Origin of the sequence: Bogoriella caseilytica (assembly GCF_003752405.1) — a bacterium.
Lineage (GTDB): Bacteria > Actinomycetota > Actinomycetes > Actinomycetales > Actinomycetaceae > Allobogoriella > Allobogoriella caseilytica.
Window position 1 is genome coordinate 3131308 of sequence record NZ_RKHK01000001.1, and the last position, 17035, is coordinate 3148342.

Here is a 17035-nt window from a genome sequence, read left to right on the forward strand (position 1 = left end):
AAAGCATGGCGTGTGCACAGGCCTCACGTACTGGGATGCCAGTGGCCGTCGTCGAGGCGCCAGGGGAGAGCAGGGCCGGACGCTCGCACGCGGGGGGTGAACCACCACGTGCTGTCGGGATCCCAGCCCGCGATCACGGACGCAGCCTCGCCGTCGACGTCGATCGCGGTTCCAGCTGTTGAGAGGTAGCCGGCCACTGAGAGATGGACGCCGTCGTACTCCCGTGCCAGCAACGTCCAGTCGGGCACCACCCACCGGCCATTCCTGCCCGTGGCGCGGTACCAGTCGTGACGCTTGTGGGCGGTGACCTCAACGGGCCATCGCCGGCAGATCTCCGCCCAGTCCTCACTGCCTCGGATCTCCAGGACCCGGAGGTCCTCGGGCACCTCGACGGCCACGGTGGCGGCCCGCTCGTGCCCGAAGGAGTCCTCGACCAGCCAGAGCCCCGCCGGGCCGAGAGCGCCGAGCATCCTCGTCGTGACACAGAGCCCATGCGGCGGCATGGACCACCACTGCCCGGAATAGGGGGCGTGGATGTCCGAGGGCACCTCCGCTCGCGCACGGGACTCGTCCGCATCGATCTCCGCGCGCCAGGTCGCAAGCCGGGCAACAGGATCACCGGGACCGTCCGAGGAAGCATCCGGCGGTGGCCAGCGGACCAGGTGCTGTGTCGCGTGGTCACATCCGCTTGACCACCAGGCAGCGTGGGGGAGCAACCGCGCGGCCCAGTGCTCCAGGCTGACCAGCACCGCCGGCACCGCCGCGAGGCGGTCCTCACCGTCGGGTTCTTGCCAGTACCGTGCGTTCGCCACAGCGTGGTCGAGCACGGTCAGCTGCGCCGCGATGTCCGGAGAGTCGACGCCTGCGGTGCGCTGCACCAAGCTGTCGAGCTGGGTAGCCACCTCATCCGGGGTGACCTCAGGGACCTGCAGCGCACGGCCACGACGGCGTCCGATCATCCAACCGCGGGCGGTGTACGCGCGGGCTCGACCGGCTCCGTCGAGCCGATGTGCGGCATGGCTGACCGCGATAGCCACCGGACATGGGCCGTCCAGGGCATCACGTTGCTCGGTCCAGAGCGCGAACTCCAGCGCTAGACGGCGTCCGCGCGGCCCGGCAAGGAGTTGATCGACGGTCATGACCACGTGGCGAGTCTGCCAGCACTGCGCCAATATCGAGCAGCACACGATGCGCACGTCTGCGCGATCCGAGCGCGCACACTCCAGACCAGTGCCGTTGACTGGACGGATGACGACGCGCCTGGTGCTTCTTGCCGACACCCACCTTCCTCAGCGAGCCAAGGCACTGCCCGAGGCGGTGTGGTCAGCGGTCGAGGACGTTGATCTGGTGGTGCACGCCGGCGACTGGGTGGACCTCGCCACGCTCGATGAGCTGGAGGAACGCTCGCAGCGCTTGCTTGCCGTCTACGGCAACAACGACCATGGCGAGCTGCGCGAGCGCCTGCCCGAGGTTGCCCGCGAGGAGATCGACGGGGTCCGCATCGGTGTGGTGCACGAGACGGGCGACGCGAAACGGCGGGAGATGCGCTGCGACGAGCGATACCCAGACCTCGACGTGCTGATCTTCGGGCACAGCCACATCCCGTGGGACACCACGACGCCGAACGGACTGCGGCTGCTCAACCCCGGCTCGCCGACCGACCGCCGTCGGCAGCCGCACTGCACCTACATGACGGCCGTTGCCGAGGCCGGCCAGTTCCGAGACGTCGAGCTGCACCGGCTGCCGCCGCGGCGATGACTCGACTCGGCTCGCGTGGCCCAACGATGGCCGGCGCGAAGCCGAATCAAGCGGGGCCGCGCCCGACTGGACCCGAAGCGCGATCCGATAAGTGACATTATGTCATTCTGCGAACGGAGGCCCCTGCCCTCCCGTAACCGACAATGTGCGGTCTCATCCATCGTGTCCTCTTCTGGAATCAGCCTCCCTGTCTCATCGATCGTGTCCTGTTGATGTCAGTGGTAGCTGAGAGAGTTCCTGGCCCACCCACACCCGGTAGCCAGGAGACTCGATGCCACCTGCTCGCGAGACGACCACGGTTCCAACGAACCTGACCGACCACCCCCCGCGTCCTACTCCGACTTCCCGGCGACGGCGCGCCACGCAACGTGCCCGTGGACGGGGCGCTGGCCGCGCTCCCCGTCGAGGAGGCTGCGCCTGCGCGGCGGTTCTATGCGTGGCCGGGTAAGCGGAACTACGAGGGCTCCTACTGGTTCGCGACCACCGGTCGTCATGTGGCGCACGAGTCGCTGTTAGAGGCCGACTACCTCATGGCAGCCGACCATGGCCCGGCTGTCGTGGCGGTCTCCTCCCAGCCGTTGATCTTCCTGTGGCCTCGCCGCACCACGACGGGTGGCCGGTGGCATGTGCCGGACTTCTTCGTCCGTCTCGCGGACGGCTCCGGGCGCCTCATCGACGTCCGTACCCCTGCACGTGTTGCTGGTGGCGAGGTGCAGTTCGCGTTCACCCGCCAGGCGTGCCAGTGGGCGTATGAGGTCTTCACCGGCATCCCCGAGCCTTTCCGGGCAAACCTGCGGTGGGTCTCCGGTTTCCGTCATCCGCGCCACTCCCCTTCCCCAGGGGTCGCGGCCGCACTGGTGGAGGCGTTCACGCCGGGGACGTCGATGGCTGCTGGTCTGCGCCGTGCCGCACGGCTCTTCGGCTCGCGTGCTGGTGGGGACGGGATGTCGGCGGTCAGCGGGAACCTCCTCCACATGCTCTACCGCCACCGGCTGCGTACCGACCTCAACGTCCCGTTGACCATGAGCACCCATGTGGAAGCAGAGCCCGCGATGGCGGTGGCGCTGTGAAGAGTGTCCGGTTGCTCGACTTCATCGAGTTCGACGGAGACTCCTGGCAGGTCACCGGCCAGGACGGTGCCACAACCACCCTGAAATCGTTGACCACCGCGGGCGTACGTGAGGTGCCGCTCGCGACGCTGCTCGGGGACGGCTCCTTCGTCCCGGACTCCCCCGACCGCCTCCCCAACCTCACAGACGCGCGCGTGCTCGACACCCTCCCGCAGGACGAGCGCGCCCGGGTGGAGTGGCTCCACCAGCACGTCCACGAGGTGCTGACCGGCAGCCCGCCATCCGCCGCCGATGGGGATGTCGTGATCCGCCCCGAGTACGGGCCCGGGTTGCGTCTTCAGGACCGAATGGCCGCCAAGCTCGCGTAACTCGACGCCACTGGCAAAGGCATGACCAACCGTCAGCTTTATCGTCATATCGCTGCCTACCGCGCGGAAGGTGTCGCCGGGCTGGTGGACAAGCGGCGCCTACGTACCTCTATTCCTGGGAGGCGGGCTGATCCCCTGGTTGTTCAGCTCCTCGAAGAAGAGGTCGCGGGTCAGACGAACCTCTCCACCGGTACCCGGCACCGGGCGATCACTCGCGTGATCATCGCTGCCCGGAAGCAGGGTGTACCGGTGCCCTCGCGGGCGACCCTGTACCGGATCCTCGCGGTGATTGAACGCGACCGGCGCCCGTTCGGGAAGGCCACCACCCGCCGCACCCAGGCAAACAGGCCGGATCGCACCTACGGGCGCCAGAGCCCGGCGCGTCCTGGGGAGTTGGTGGAGATCGACTCCACCCCGCTCGACGTCCTGGCCCTCTACCAGGACGGGTCCACCGGGCGTCCCGAGTTGACCGTCGCCCTTGATATCGCCACCCGCGTCCCACTCGCGGCGATCCTGCGCCCGAAAGCCGCCAAGGGAGTGGACGCAGCGATGCTCCTGGCTCGGGCGATGACGCCGCTGGCGATGCAGCCAGGCTGGGATGCCGAACTGTCCTACGCCGCCTCCCACCTACCCCCAGGCGCACTACCCCACGACGCGTACGCGCAGGCGGCGGCGAAACCTGTGATCGTCCCCGAGACGGTGACGGTGGACAGGGGCAAGGTGTTCGTCGGTCAGGCGTTCATGCACGCCGCCGAACGCCTTGGGACCTCAGTGATCAAAGCCGCCTACAGGACCCCGACCGACAAGCCGCACATCGAACGGTTCTTCCACTTGGTCGACACCGGCTTCACCCAGTACCTCGACGGTTACACCGGTTCGAACGGTGTAACCGGAGCAGGTCCGTATCGCCCGCCTCCTGACCCGCCCCTCCTTCACCGGACCTCTGACCGACCCGAACGCGCCGACAGAGGGCCGCTACCAGAGAGTCGAGCACGCCCTGACCACGCTCATCCCCACCTGTCTCATCGTGAGGCGTGCCGGCGGGCCTGCTGTGGGACGTCCTGACCTACCTCGCCACCGTCCGCCGCAACGCCGCAATCTCCGGAAAGGCGCCGGTCGATGGGCGCTGCAACCTCCTGCCGGTCATCCTCGGAGCATGAACACACCCGGATCAGTCACATCGATGCGCTGGTAGAGGAACCGGTGCCGCACCGCCTGGACCTCGCTGCTTTCGGGGTCTGCGACCTCTGGGATCACCTGCCAGGGCCCGTCCTTGCGGAAGCCCGGCAATAGGTGGGCGTCCACGATGGTCCCTGGCGGGAACATATGCGTGTCGGTCGTCTTCTTCGCCACCAATAACAACGGGATCGGCCCGTCCTCGACCGCCCGCGCTGCCTCCTTCGGAAGATGCTGTCGCTGCGCCCGCAACGTCCACGGCTCCATCTCCCCCTCTGGCCCCCAGGCCGGGTACGCCCGACGCGGATCGACCCGCACCAGCACCCCGGCTCGCGACACCTCCACCAGCCGCGCGCCACCTCAGCAGCAGCGTGCGCGTCCATTGGGGCGAACCGGTTCTTGAAGTTCAACGGCTCCGGGCGCATCGACGCCGCCAAGGCGCCAGCGGCCTACTTCAACGTCTCGACCGAAACCTCCGCGCCCCGGACGGCCTCGTCGTTCTCGACCAGCACCTCGACCACCGGCGCCACCCCCGCCGCCCGCAGCTCCACGAGCTTGTCGCGGGCCTCCCGATCAACCCTGGGCAGCGACTCCGGACGCGCCAAATGATCCAAGTCCCCGTGGTTGGGCCGCGCCCGATACCCGACGTAGAACACCGTCCCCCGAGCATGATTCGTCGGCCCCGTCGTCGGATCGATCAACAGGTACAGCCGCCACACCGGACGCCCCTGGGCCACTCCCCCACCATGTCTAGACGCCGCCACCCGCCCAACCTACGAACCCAGCCGCACCTCGGCCCGTGGGCGCGCCGTGATCGTCTACACGCCCGTGTGGGGGGTAAGCGATGGTCGGGGTAGCCGTACTGATCTTCGACCTTCGTGACGATGAAATCCCCGACCTCCGACGTGAAGTTCCCTCGCCGCCGCTCGTGTTCAGCATTTTCGCGTGCGCGCCGCTGACCATCCGCCCACGCCGCCTAGACCCGAGCCTCAGCCTCCCGGCGCTGCCCGGGGGTGAGGCCGTCGAGCCACCGGGTGAGCCAGTCCCGCAACAACAGCGCCTCGTGCGCCTCCAGTTCAAGGTCATAGACGACCCCGCGTTGGCTCCTGTGCTCCTTGCGCGAGTCCAGGTTCGTCCAGGACGCCAACCGCATCCTCCCCGCGCCTTCTGGGCGCGCCTCGACGCCCTGCATACCGGCTCCCGCCACTGCACGGTCCATCACGAGCTTCTCGTCAGTCGCGTACTGCACATAGATCATCCGAACCCCCTACCCCTCTCTCCTGCTCGTTCCCTGCCTGTACAGAGGACGGTAGAGGCGGCCACCAACATCCGGGGTGTCTACACGCGCCCCGGTGCTGTCCCGTTCGGGACGGCGTGCCCTGGAAGATCGTGGCCCGGATCACGTATAGCCTCCTTGTGATCGACCAACGCAAGGGCGCCACCTGGGGGCGTGGCCGAGACGGCATGGGAGGACGTTGCCGAGATGAGCCATGCCCTGTCACTGGCGGCCGCCCTGGAGCGGTTGGACAAGGAAGCGCTGCGGCACCAGAAGCTCGCCCTGCGATTCCTGACAGCATCACTCGTGTGCGGGGCCCTGGCCGGGTTCGTTGCTCTGGCTGGTCAGCCGTGGCTCATCCTCGCCTGCCTCCTGGCGCTCGGAGCGATGGCCGGGAATCTGATCGCCACGCGGAAGAAGTGGCGCAGACGGTGGCACTCCACCCGCACCCTCCACGAACTGCTGCTCTCAGAACGGTGGCGCTTCGCCGCCCGCGTCACCCCCTACGAGGACGACGACGCCCCCGCAGGGTTCCAGGACAGGCTCGACACCCTCACCGCAGAGACCGGCCACACTGCTCGCATTGACGAGGAGACCCGCGCCCTGCGGCAGCAAGAACCGAACACTCTGCTGAAGACCTACCTGCGGGAGCGGATCGAGGACCAGAAGGACTACTTCACCAACCGGTCCCGCTTGTACTTCCGCCGCGCACGCTGGCTCCGGAGACTCGTCAGCCTCCTCTATGTCGTCGTCGGTGGCGTCGCTGTAGCCGAGGTGGCTGGTGTGTTCGATCAGCATGCGCTCGGGCCGACGGTCGCCGTGGTGACCTCGTTGCAGGTGTGGGCTGGGGCACGGGAATGGGGCCGCACCGCCCGGGTCTACTCGGGATACGCGCGTCAGCTCGAAGACCTCGCCACCGAAGCCCGCCAACTGGGCGACAACGCCGTGTCAGAGCTGCGCGGCATAGTGGCACGCACCGAGAACATCCTGGCTGACGAGACCACCCGGTGGCTCGCGCTGAACGACTTCGAACTATTCGACAAGCACTACGGCACCCACACCGGGTGAGGAAGGGCCCAACACCATGGCTCAGGGACGAGGGGAACTAGACCCGATCAAGGTCTTCGTGTCCTACAAGAAGCACGACGACCCCGAACGCAAGGACGGGGCCGGACGTGCCTTCCTGGACGACCTCGCCCACGAGATCGAACAGCGCGCCACCGACACCGGAGTACCCGTCGAACTCTGGTACGACCGGCAGCTCGCCGTGGGCGAGCGCTGGGACGACGAGATCAAGACCCGGCTCCGCGAGGCCGACCTCTACGTGGCGGTCTACTCACCCGGGTTCTTCGACAACAACGGTTACATCGCCCGTCACGAACTCCCCGTCATGGTCCGCGCCGCCCGCGACCGGCGCCCCGGTACCCCAGCGCGTGTCCTGACCATCTCTCGCAAAGACGTCCGTCCCGAGGACATCCCTGACACCTACAGGGAGTTGTCCGACCTCCAGGCTGCTAACGAAGGCCGCCCCGTCGAAGCCGAAGACCCCGACACGCAGGCGCGGATCGTCCAGGAGTTCGCCCGCAGCGTTCTCGCCTTAGCTCAGCGCCACTACGACGCCCGTCGCACCACCCAGGCTCGTCCCGTCATCGAGGACTATCGCCACCAGGTCACCTCACACCTACACGACATAGAGATGGACGAGCGGACCTCTCCCGAGGACCCGCTCAAAGCCCCCGTCAAGACGCTCATCGAGAACGTCGCCGCTCTCCTGCCACGAGTGGAAGCGAACGTCTCCTTCGAAGCCCGGACCACCAGCGATGATGACGTCAGTGGTGTACGCCTTGACCTCTCGGTAAAGAACACCCGGGGACTGCTGATCGGGCACGTCGAGCTGAAGAGCCCCCGCAAGAGCGCCGACCCTACCGACCGCAAAGGCTGGAGCACCCACGACCGACAGCAGTGGGAGCAGCTCGCAGGCCATCCGAACCTGATCTACAGCAACGGGCTCGAACTCGTACACCTCCAGCGTGGCTACAAGCGAGCCGAGGTTGCTCTCGATCCCGAGAAGTCCCTCTCCGATGCGCAGGCTGCTGAACTGGTCGAACTCATCGGCGCCTTCCTCCGAGAGACCCCCACAGCACCCCGCTCCCCACGCGCCCTGGCCGACCGACTCGCACCCCTGACTCGACTGCTACGCGACAAAGTCGTTGCACACCTCAAAACCGTGGACGAGAGCAACGGTCGCAGCCCTCTCGCCGGAAAGTACGCAGCCTGGCAGCAGACACTCATGCCATCCGCGACGGTCGAAGACTTCGCGGACGCCTTCGCCCAGTGCTACACCTACGCACTCCTGATCGCCCGCTTCGAAAACGCACTCTCCCTCCCTCTCGATGAGCGTCAGCTTGGTTCCGCGCTGCGCGCCAAGGGCCACGAACTTCTCGGGGACGTCCTCTCAGTCATGGTCGGCCCCCAGACCAAAGAGGTACTCTCCGGACCCCTCGGCCTCATTGAAGCCCTCGTCGCCCACGTCGATCCCGAAGCGCTCACCAAGACCCGCAACGACGGACGCCACCAAGATCCCTGGCTGTACTTCTACGAAGACTTCCTCGCCGCCTACGACCCCGCACGCCGCGAAGAAGCAGGCGTCTACTACACCCCACTACCCGTGGTCGGCGCACAGGTCCGGCTCGTTGAACACGCGCTACGCACCCGCCACGGCGTGACGTTCTCCAGTGAGAACGTCACCGTCCTCGACCCCGCCCTCGGCACCGGTACGTACTTGCTCCAGACCGCTCAGCATGTCCTTGATGCCACTACCGGAGGCTCTAACGCCCCCACCGCGACCTCTCTCGCCAGGCGCCTTCACGGCTTCGAACTCATGGTCGGCTCATACGCTGTCGCCCACCTCCGCCTCACCCAGGCGCTGACCTCCGCTGGAGCAGACCTCGGTAACGAAGGCGTCAAGGTCTTCCTCACCGACACCCTGACGGCTCCCTTGCTGGGTGAGAAGAACCCCGGCCAACTCGCGCTGTTATCAGACGAGGCTCAGGCCATCTCTCATGAACAGCAGCGCTCCTCTGCCGTCAAGCGACATGACACCCCCATCCGCGTCATCATCGGCAACCCGCCCTACAGCCGAGGAAGTCGCGCGGAAGGAATCGGCGGTTTGACGGATGATGCTCGACCTAACATCGTCCTCCAAGCCCATAACACCGGCGAAGGAGACAAGGCGTCGCTGCTGGAGGACTTCACAAAAGACACCCCCGGCGGACAGGTCAAGAACCTGTACAACTCGTACGTCTACTTCTGGCGCTGGGCGATCTGGAAGGCGTGCGAGCAGAGAGATGCAGGCCCGGGCATCGTCTCCTTCATCACATCCTCCTCCTTCCTACGAGGTCCAGGATTCGCGGGGATGCGCAAGCACATGCGCGAAAGGTTCGAAGAGCTGTGGATCATCGACCTCGGCGGTGAAGGACGCGGCGCCCACAAGGAAGAAAACGTCTTCGCCATCCAGACCCCAGTCGCCATCGTCACCGGTATCCAGCGCCAAGGCAGGCGCACCGGCAAGAGAGCACCAGCAACCGTGCGCTACCACCGCATCGATGGCACCGCCTCCGAGAAGCTCGCGACCCTAGACACTCTTCACGCACTCGATGAAGACGACACCACCTGGCAGATCGCTAGCAAAGAGTGGACCGCAAGCTTCATCCCCGAAGGAGCGGGCGAGTTCTTCACGTGGCCGAGCCTCCTGGACATCTTTCCCTGGCAGCACTCAGGCGCCCAGTACAAGCGCAAATGGCCCATCGCAGCCAGCCCTGAGACGTTAAGTACGCGATGGGAAGAGTTGTATCGGGCAGGGAAGCCAGATGGCGGGCTCTTCCGAGAAACCGGTGATCGCAAAGTCTCCAAGCCTGGCGTCCAAGACGTAATCACAGGTGAGAAGCTGCCTGCGTTCGATAGCGACAAGGGCAGAACCTCGATGATGAAGCCGATCCGGTACGGCTACCGCTCCTTCGACCGCCAGTGGTGTTTCCCTGATGCCCGCATGGCTGATCGGATGCGGCCTGAGCTGTGGCAGAGCTACTCGAACCGACAACTCTACATCACCACCTTGACCTCTACACGCCTCGGCACCGGCCCCGTCGTCACCGTCTCAGCTCATGTCCCCGACCTCGACTTCTTCCGTGGCAGCTTTGGCGCGAAGAACGTGATACCCCTCTACCGCGATTTCGAAGCCACCACCCCCAACATCACCTCTGGACTGCTCGACACCCTCACGGCAGAACTTGGCACCACCGTCACGGCAGAAGACCTCGCCGCCTACGCCTTCGCCCTCACCGGAACAGGCGCCTTCTACGAACGATTCAAAGAAGACCTCACCGAATCTGGCGCCCGCCTCCCCTTAACGAAAGACACCGACCTCTTCACGCGAACAGCCTCCTTCGGGCGGGGCCTCCTCGCCCTAGCGACCTTCGGTGAACGCTTCCGCACACCCAACCGGTACGGCGCTGTTGAGCCCTGGACTATCCACGGCCAGGCCACCCTAGCCGTCGCCACCCCGCCCAACCCCGAGGCGTACCCCGAACGGTTCTCATACGACGACTCTCGCCGCGTCCTGAAGGTTGGTGACGGCGAGTTCCACAGCGTCGCACCCGAAGTGTGGAACTACCAGGTCTCGGGCATGCCCGTGGTCAAGTCGTGGCTTGGCTACCGGATGAAGAACCCCGCCGGAAAGTCCAGCTCCCCGCTGGACAAGATCCAGGCCGAGCGGTGGGAGTTCGACCTCGAACTCCTCGAACTTCTCCGCACCCTCGAACAGATGCTCGCCGCCGAGCAGGAGGCCGCTTCCCTCCTCGACCAGATCACAGCCAGCGACCTGTTCACCGTTGCGGAGCTGCCCGAACCAGCCGACTGGGAAAGGAAGCCCCGCAAGAAGACCTATCGCCCCGTCGAGGCACAGGACAGGTTCGACCTGTGACCGCCCCCGATCACCTGACGGCCAAACGCGCCCGAGATTGGGTATCTGCCGGGGACACCTACGTCCCTACAGGCGAGGTCGTCCATGCTGAGCAACTCACGGAAGAGACCTCATGGGCCACCTCCTCCGGCGCCACTCTGCGAGGCGAGGCCGGAGACTGGCAGGTCAACGACAGCCACGGCGGGACGTGGACAGTCGATAAGGACGTCTTCAAAGCCACCTACGAACCCCTTGGAGACGGGAGGTTCCGTAAGACGGCGCCGGTGCGCGCCCGCCGCCTAGAGCACCCCGCACAACTGGAAACCCTCGAAGGGGTGGACACCTTGGGCGCGGGCGACTGGATTGTCATGAACGAGACCGGTGAGTGTTGGGGTATGCCTGACAACACCTTCCACACCCGGTACCGGAAGACGGATGATGACTGACGACACCTGGCTCGGGTTCACAGAAGTGCAGTGGACAGGTCTCTACACCTTCTTCACCGGAGGGCTCTTACTTGTCGCAGTAGTCGCCGCCTTGGTCGCGTGGGCGCAAGTCAGTGCGATGCGCGAGCAGCGTGCGGAAGCGAGGCGTGCAGCCCAAGAGGCGTCGCGTCCCTACGTGATCGTGACTACGGAGCCCACACGGGTAGACCGGCATCTGTTTGATCTGGTGGTGAAGAACATCGGACGGCGGCCAGCCCACGACGTGCGAGTGAAGCTTGATCCGAAGCCAGTGCGCGCGGACGAACGCGGCGGTGCGGTGATCGGAGACGTCAAGATGTTGAACGAGCCCATCGCCATGATCGCGCCAGGCCAGGAGCTACGAACATTCTTTGACAACTCGATAGAGCGTGAGGAAAGAAGGGGTGAGCTCCCTACGAGCCATCGCGTTCACGTGACGTACAGCGACAGCTCCAAGGAGGTCTACGACGAGGAGTCGGTCCTCGATCTCGATGCACTCAGAGACACGATGTTCGCCAAAGAGATGACCGTCCACCATCTCGCGAAGAAGCTGGAGAAGACGAACCAGCTTCTCGCTCGTTCTCCGGTCATCAACCCACGTAGCGCCCTGTCGGTAGACGCGACACTGTACGCGCCCCCGTTCGAGGACGACGAGGACCAGGAGTAGGCGTCTTGTTCACCCCGATCCACCGCGTTCTCGGTCAGGCACCAGGTCCGCTCGACTCCGCCCTCATCGACAGGGCTATCGAGCAGCGGGTTGAGGAGGCCACGGACCTGGAGTTCAAGGCCGAGGTCTACCCAGCCCAGAACCAGGTGTGGCGGGCAGAGGCGGCAAAGGACATTGCCGCGATGGCCAACGCAGGTGGCGGCTGGTTCCTCTTCGGCATTACCGACGATGATGACGAAGCGGCTTCCGCTCCAGGAGTGTCATGGAGTGACGGGGAGGCTCAGCGGCTCCGGGACGTTGCCTACAACCTCATCGCGCCGCCCGTCGTAGGTGTCGAGTTCCACCCCATCCCCCGGGGCGGCGCTGATCCGGTGGTGGCGATGCGGATCCCGTCAACGTCGGAGCGTCCTCACTTCGCGCGGTCAAAGAAGGTTGAGGAAGGGCTCGTGGCGCCGCTGCGGAACGGGCCGCATACGGTCTTCATGTCCGAAGCGCAGATCGCGGACCAGTACCGGCAGCGCTTCCAGCGTGCTCGTGAGCGCCGCGAGGAACTGGAAGAGGCGTACCGGGCCACGGCTGACTGGTTGGACCGTGAGAACGGCGTCTGTCTGGTCTTCGAGGCAATCCCCCGCGAGTACCGCTCCGGACAACGTCTCGCTGAGATCGCTGCGTCTGCCGTCTACGCGAAACGCCCCCTTCGGCTCCTCCTTCGGGGTGACTACGCCACTCAGAGCGGGCATCCTGCTGAGGTCCATCGAGGCCTGCGGGGATGGGTGCTGCGGTTACGAACGAACAACGTGATGCCGCCCTATCGGATAGGGCTGCACGACGACGGCGCCATGTCGTCCTGTCATCGCCTCAGCGGCCTGGCCGACCACCAGGGTGATTCGGAGGTAGCCCCGCGCGGTGAGCGTGACCAGTGTCTATCCACCGATGTTGAGTACTACCTGGCACAGAACATCGCCGTACTGCGCAACCTCGCAGAGCACCTGAACGTCACTGGCGGCTATAGCCTGCGTGTCGGGCTCGTAGGTCCTGACGGAGCGCCGATCATGGTCCGAGACAGCATCCCCGGTTTCGCGAGCCTTGTGCCCGAGGACCAGCGTGAGTGGGTGAAGAACTTCCGCCCCCTCACGGTCGAGTTCGACCCGCTAGCCGCCGAGGGACAGCTTCTCGCTCAGACGCGAACGTTGGCGGCGGACCTCATCAACCAAAGCGGCGCCCAGCATTTGAAGGCACTCCTGCCACTTGACGAGTCCGACACGCCGGTGACGTCTTGACCGACGACGAGGAGCCGCCGGAGCACGAGGACGGCGACGAGTCTGGTTCGGAGTCGGACCACGAAGAGCAAGAAGAACGGGGCGAGCCGTTCTTCCGTTTCGGTTCCGGGTTCTCTCCGGGGTTCATGCAGGCACTCGGGCCCGGTATGGGGCGCCTCTGGGGCATCGACGCGTCTTGGTGGGCTGCTGCGGCGGAAGCGAGCAAGCCGTTTATCGAGATGCCTGCATTCATGCAGACGTTCGCGAGGACCGGTGCCCTGACGAGCCAGTGGGCCGCGACGGCACAGCGGATCACTGAGGAGCACACCCGGGTCTGGCGCGACCTGTACAAGTCCTTCGCGCCTGACACCGGACGGGTCTTCGCTGACCTCAACCGTTACCTCCTGCCACCGAACTTGCGTGACCACGCCGATGAGGTCACGGTCACCCAGGTCTACCGCTTTCTCAGGGAAGAGGGCATCCCTCTCTACCTCGTCCCCAGTGGGCGCGTAGCGGTCCGGCTTCTTCGCGCCGAGGACCATAGAGCCAGGCGGAAGGTCCTGAACGACTGCTATGGGCAGATCATCGAGGACTGCGCGGACCTACTGGCGCGAGCTGATCATGAACAGGTGCGCGAGGAGGTGCTGTTCGTCCAGGACGGGCTCGGGGCGATGAAGGCCGGGCATACACGTTCTGCGCAAGCGATCTTCACAGTCACCCTCGACACCCTCATCGCCCGCTTCTACCCCGAGAAGGCGATCCGGACGGCGATCACCAGCCGGAAGAGAGGCGAGGAGGTACCGGAGGAGATCAACAGTATGGGGGTGCGTGAGGCCATGGTCTGGCTTCCGATCTGGAACGCCCACGAGCAGTTCTGGAGAGACAAGGGCGACTCCATCCCCTACCGGTACTCCCGCCACGCCAGCGTCCACGGCGTGTCCAAGAGACAGTTCAGCAAGAGGAACTGCGCCCAGGCGCTCATGCTCGTCACCAGCTTGACCGGCTACGCCGACGCCCTCTTCCGCAACGGAAGGTAGATGTCAGTGGCAACTGATGTCATCAGGTCACCGGGCCCAACGGCCTTCTTAGAAAGGAGCAGGCAGTGACCATCAGCATCTACGCCTACCGGAGCCTCATCTGGCTCGCCAGAAACCCGCGCAGCGGCAACCCACCGGAGACCGTGTGCCCGCCAGAGGACCAGAAGCTCGTCCTCCGCGAGATGGCTGAGCGCCGCTGGACCCTCCCCGTCGAGGAAGTCGAGACACTCGCGGGAACGGTGAGCTTCTTGCTCTTGGACGAGGGGAAGGCACAGGCGCGGCGCGAAGATTCCGACTACCTCGTTCGTAGTGCTGCCTATGAGGTCCTTCAAGCTGTCCCCACACGGCGGGGAGCCGACCTCTTGGAAGCGGCGGCAGCCTTCGAAGACGGCGCCACCGATCCCGTCACCGGCGAGCCTTTCGACAGTGAGATCGCTGACGACGCAGCACATCTACTCGATGAACACGGTCTCGTGGACGGGGTGCGGTCATCTAACGAAGCGGTGTTCCGCATGCAGTTGACCCCCAAGGGCAGGCAGTGGCGCCGGGCTCATTGGGTGCCAAGAATCGAGGAAGAGGCGGGGCAGGTGACCATGAACCAGCACAACGCGTTCAACATGAACGGCGGCACGCTCGGTGCCGCCGTGGTCGGCGGACAGGGCAACGTCGCCAACGTGCAGCAGGACCTCGACGGAGGATTCGCTCAGGCGCTTGAAGAGCTGCGAGAGCAGGTCCGGGAGAACGCGGAGACCGATCAGGATCGGGACGAGCTTCTCGGCCAGGTTGACCAGCTCGAAGAAGCCGCCCACACCGGAGACCCAGGTCGGATGGAACGGCTACGTAACTCGTTCCTCGAAGGCTTCGCCAACAAGGCCGGTACCGCAGCGGCGAGTAGCGTGCTCGGGCTACCGGTCCATCTGGTGGGAGCGGGCTGACACCGAAGCTTGGGACGCCCGGTTGGCGCGCCACCGGTAAGACCGTCATCAACGCGACCATACTCGGTCAGCACGGGGCGTCGATCCTGTTATCGGAATGCCAGATCTCCGCCCCGCACTCATTGATGAGCAACCAATAGTTCCCCACCCCTGGGCGGGCCGGAGTATTAAGGTGGGCATTGGCGAACTCCGCCGCCTGGCTGGTGTCAAACGGCCAGTGCGTGCACCTAAACCATTGGCTATTCCAGCCCTCTAGTGAGCAGACTTCGATAGCTTCTCCACCACTATAGGACGAGAGCGCATAGAGGCGATCCGAATTATCGTTGAACCCTATTATTACATACCCGACATCCCGACCCCACTGTTGCGACGGCGCAACCCATGCATGTGAAATAGTTGCCCGGCGAGGTGGCGGCTTGGGATTCTTCTCCTGTGCCGAACAACACGGCAGGGTCGAAGGTGGAAGGGACTGCTGCACGGATAGGTGACAGGTTCTTGTCAGTAGGCAGGTCAGCGAATTGGACTACTGACATTTCAGATGAGACCAGACAGACAAGTCCGTAGTGGCGCGCCACGACGTCCGGCTTCCGTCCCCGGCGTGACTCCCCCTCAGCGGACACCGCGTCAGTGTTCAGCGCCTACCGCGTTCGCTGATTCGATCCGACAGCGCACTTCCGACGAAGAATCCCATGGCGGCCGCGAGTCCGACGATGGTTACGGACGACCTCCAGCCATCGCCGAGAAATCCGGGCTGAACGATCCACCATGCACCAACGGCAATCGCACCGATGATCGACCGAGTCATCGGTGAGAGACCGCGTGCGACCACGCCCAGAACGATCGAAACGACACACGCTATAGCCACTGTGAAGAGAGAAGCACCGAGAGCCGCGACCACATACAGGGGCCAGTCAGAGCTCAAGAAAACTGACCGGTCGTCACTGAGATTTACTCCCCATTCATCACTGGAGACTGCCCCGGTGAATATGGTCAATGCGGCTGCTGCCAGGAATCCAGACGTCACTATGGGGAGAAGATTCATTCTCGCCACGACATCGACTCGCAAGGCGACGAGCACGCCGAGCGCTGCCAAGACGGGAAGCAGGACGGACCCAGGGAACAGGAGGCTATTCCCATAGATCAAGAAATTGACAGCAACGACCGCAGCTGCAGTGGCAGCCATCGACCCCACCATCACCAGAGTGCGAGCCGAGTCCCTCCCGGCCAATCGACTGCCAGCGGCTACTCATCCATACGCCGCGATGGATACCACGACGATCGGTACGATCAGGACGGAGGCAAACGATGAGAGGAACAGGAAAGCGTTCAGCCCGCTCTCCGCCCCCACGAAAGCTTGCTCTTGTCCGATGAGCATCGCGAGATGCACGTACCCGTAGGCGAAGGTTGCTACAGAGACTGCCACCGCCCCCACCTCGCGCCAGGAGCGATGTCGGCGTTCCACTGAAGACTGAGCCCCGGTTGCCCCAGATTGCGCACTCAATTGTTCCCCCAGGTGATGCGTTCACGAAAGAGGTCCTTCACCCACGCTATCCAGGAGTGTGCGCTTTGTGTCAATAGTCATCAGGTACGAGGGGCTCATCGAACCTCGGCAGGATTGGAGGCCTGACGCGTGCAGATGACTCTGGAGCGAGCAAAAGGGTGATGTGCCGCCGGCTAGAAGAAGACGAAGGGCCGCACGACATGCGTCGCGAACCAGCCGGCCAGGGCCGCGAGAGTGACCCATGCCGTGCCGAGCATGGCCCACCGACGCCGTGTCCGGCCGAGTGTCAGCGTGGCGACCAATGCGGCCACGATGACCGCGGTCCACGCCGCCGCCACCGCAAGCCGCGCCTCACCGCCGCACCCCGCCGGGGGCGGGTAGATCGCGGCACACACATCACGGCGGGGAACCACCAGGTTCCAGATCTGCCACAGCCCGATCACAGCAAGGGCCACCGGCACACCCCAGAGTGCTGGGTGAACTCCCCTGTTCGTGGGCGACCGACGCTGGACCATGCCGTCAGAATACGGCGGATGCCTTTGGATCAACTGTCGGGGCTAGCGG

Annotated in this window: 18 protein-coding genes; 11 read left to right on the top strand and 7 right to left on the bottom strand. The window is 65.0% G+C overall.

The window, feature by feature from the left end:
• Window positions 1–23: 23 nt before the first annotated feature.
• Window positions 24–1145 carry a hypothetical protein gene (locus EDD31_RS14110; protein WP_148058962.1) on the bottom strand — a complete coding sequence of 374 codons (1122 nt, stop codon included), beginning with the start codon at window positions 1143–1145 and terminating at the stop codon, window positions 24–26.
• A gap of 103 nt (window positions 1146–1248) precedes the next feature.
• Between EDD31_RS14110 and EDD31_RS14115 the strand changes: the two genes are divergently transcribed.
• From EDD31_RS14115 to EDD31_RS14130, 4 genes are all read left to right on the top strand, one after another.
• On the top strand, window positions 1249–1758 hold the full coding sequence (locus tag EDD31_RS14115; RefSeq protein WP_123304713.1) for a metallophosphoesterase family protein: 510 nt from the start codon (window positions 1249–1251) through the stop codon (window positions 1756–1758).
• A 368-nt stretch (window positions 1759–2126) separates the two neighbouring features.
• Window positions 2127–2828: a TnsA-like heteromeric transposase endonuclease subunit gene (locus tag EDD31_RS14120; RefSeq protein WP_211336131.1), complete on the top strand. Its 702-nt coding sequence runs from the start codon at window positions 2127–2129 to the stop codon at window positions 2826–2828.
• Entirely contained in the window at window positions 2825–3196 is a 372-nt protein-coding gene (locus EDD31_RS14125) for a hypothetical protein (RefSeq protein ID WP_123304715.1), read from the top strand. The genes EDD31_RS14120 and EDD31_RS14125 overlap by 4 nt, the downstream gene beginning before the upstream one ends.
• A gap of 21 nt (window positions 3197–3217) precedes the next feature.
• On the top strand, window positions 3218–4261 hold the full coding sequence (locus EDD31_RS14130) for a DDE-type integrase/transposase/recombinase (protein WP_123304717.1): 1044 nt from the start codon (window positions 3218–3220) through the stop codon (window positions 4259–4261).
• Window positions 4262–4339: 78 nt separating this feature from the next.
• On the opposite strand, the gene EDD31_RS14135 is transcribed toward EDD31_RS14130, so the two are convergent.
• The 3 genes from EDD31_RS14135 to EDD31_RS14145 form a co-directional block, all read right to left on the bottom strand.
• A complete protein-coding gene (locus tag EDD31_RS14135; protein ID WP_123304719.1) occupies window positions 4340–4717 on the bottom strand; it encodes a hypothetical protein in 378 nt (125 codons plus the stop codon).
• Window positions 4718–4821: 104 nt separating this feature from the next.
• On the bottom strand, window positions 4822–5109 hold the full coding sequence (locus EDD31_RS14140) for a hypothetical protein (protein WP_123304721.1): 288 nt from the start codon (window positions 5107–5109) through the stop codon (window positions 4822–4824).
• Window positions 5110–5348: 239 nt separating this feature from the next.
• Entirely contained in the window at window positions 5349–5630 is a 282-nt protein-coding gene (locus EDD31_RS14145) for a hypothetical protein (protein ID WP_123304723.1), read from the bottom strand.
• 192 nt (window positions 5631–5822) lie between these two features.
• Here EDD31_RS14145 and EDD31_RS14150 point away from each other — a divergent pair, with 192 nt between their 5' ends.
• The 7 genes from EDD31_RS14150 to EDD31_RS14180 all read left to right on the top strand — a co-directional run bounded on the left by EDD31_RS14150 (window position 5823) and on the right by EDD31_RS14180 (window position 14970).
• Window positions 5823–6716, top strand: coding sequence for a DUF4231 domain-containing protein (locus EDD31_RS14150; protein WP_123304724.1), 894 nt, complete (start codon window positions 5823–5825; stop codon window positions 6714–6716).
• 16 nt (window positions 6717–6732) lie between these two features.
• Window positions 6733–10629, top strand: a complete 3897-nt coding sequence (locus tag EDD31_RS14155; protein WP_123304726.1) for a type ISP restriction/modification enzyme — start codon at window positions 6733–6735, stop codon at window positions 10627–10629.
• Complete coding sequence (locus EDD31_RS14160; RefSeq protein WP_123304728.1) at window positions 10626–11054, top strand: hypothetical protein; 429 nt, start codon at window positions 10626–10628, stop codon at window positions 11052–11054. The genes EDD31_RS14155 and EDD31_RS14160 overlap by 4 nt, the downstream gene beginning before the upstream one ends.
• On the top strand, window positions 11047–11739 hold the full coding sequence (locus EDD31_RS14165) for a hypothetical protein (protein WP_148058963.1): 693 nt from the start codon (window positions 11047–11049) through the stop codon (window positions 11737–11739). Before EDD31_RS14160 ends, EDD31_RS14165 begins: the two co-directional genes overlap by 8 nt.
• A gap of 5 nt (window positions 11740–11744) precedes the next feature.
• Window positions 11745–13019 carry an AlbA family DNA-binding domain-containing protein gene (locus EDD31_RS14170; protein ID WP_123304732.1) on the top strand — a complete coding sequence of 425 codons (1275 nt, stop codon included), beginning with the start codon at window positions 11745–11747 and terminating at the stop codon, window positions 13017–13019.
• Window positions 13016–14035: a hypothetical protein gene (locus EDD31_RS14175; protein WP_211336132.1), complete on the top strand. Its 1020-nt coding sequence runs from the start codon at window positions 13016–13018 to the stop codon at window positions 14033–14035. The genes EDD31_RS14170 and EDD31_RS14175 overlap by 4 nt, the downstream gene beginning before the upstream one ends.
• Window positions 14036–14100: 65 nt before the next feature.
• Window positions 14101–14970 (top strand): hypothetical protein, encoded by an 870-nt coding sequence (locus EDD31_RS14180; protein ID WP_123304734.1) that lies wholly within the window; start codon window positions 14101–14103, stop codon window positions 14968–14970.
• Window positions 14971–15601: 631 nt separating this feature from the next.
• On the opposite strand, the gene EDD31_RS14660 is transcribed toward EDD31_RS14180, so the two are convergent.
• The 3 genes from EDD31_RS14660 to EDD31_RS14185 all read right to left on the bottom strand — a co-directional run bounded on the left by EDD31_RS14660 (window position 15602) and on the right by EDD31_RS14185 (window position 16986).
• Window positions 15602–16153, bottom strand: coding sequence for a hypothetical protein (locus tag EDD31_RS14660; protein WP_148058964.1), 552 nt, complete (start codon window positions 16151–16153; stop codon window positions 15602–15604).
• A gap of 63 nt (window positions 16154–16216) precedes the next feature.
• Window positions 16217–16393, bottom strand: coding sequence for a hypothetical protein (locus EDD31_RS14825; RefSeq protein WP_170163313.1), 177 nt, complete (start codon window positions 16391–16393; stop codon window positions 16217–16219).
• A 251-nt stretch (window positions 16394–16644) separates the two neighbouring features.
• The gene (locus EDD31_RS14185) at window positions 16645–16986 is read right to left on the bottom strand and encodes a hypothetical protein (RefSeq protein ID WP_148058965.1); all 342 of its coding nucleotides are present in this window, start codon (window positions 16984–16986) and stop codon (window positions 16645–16647) included.
• Between the last annotated feature and the right edge of the window lie 49 nt (window positions 16987–17035).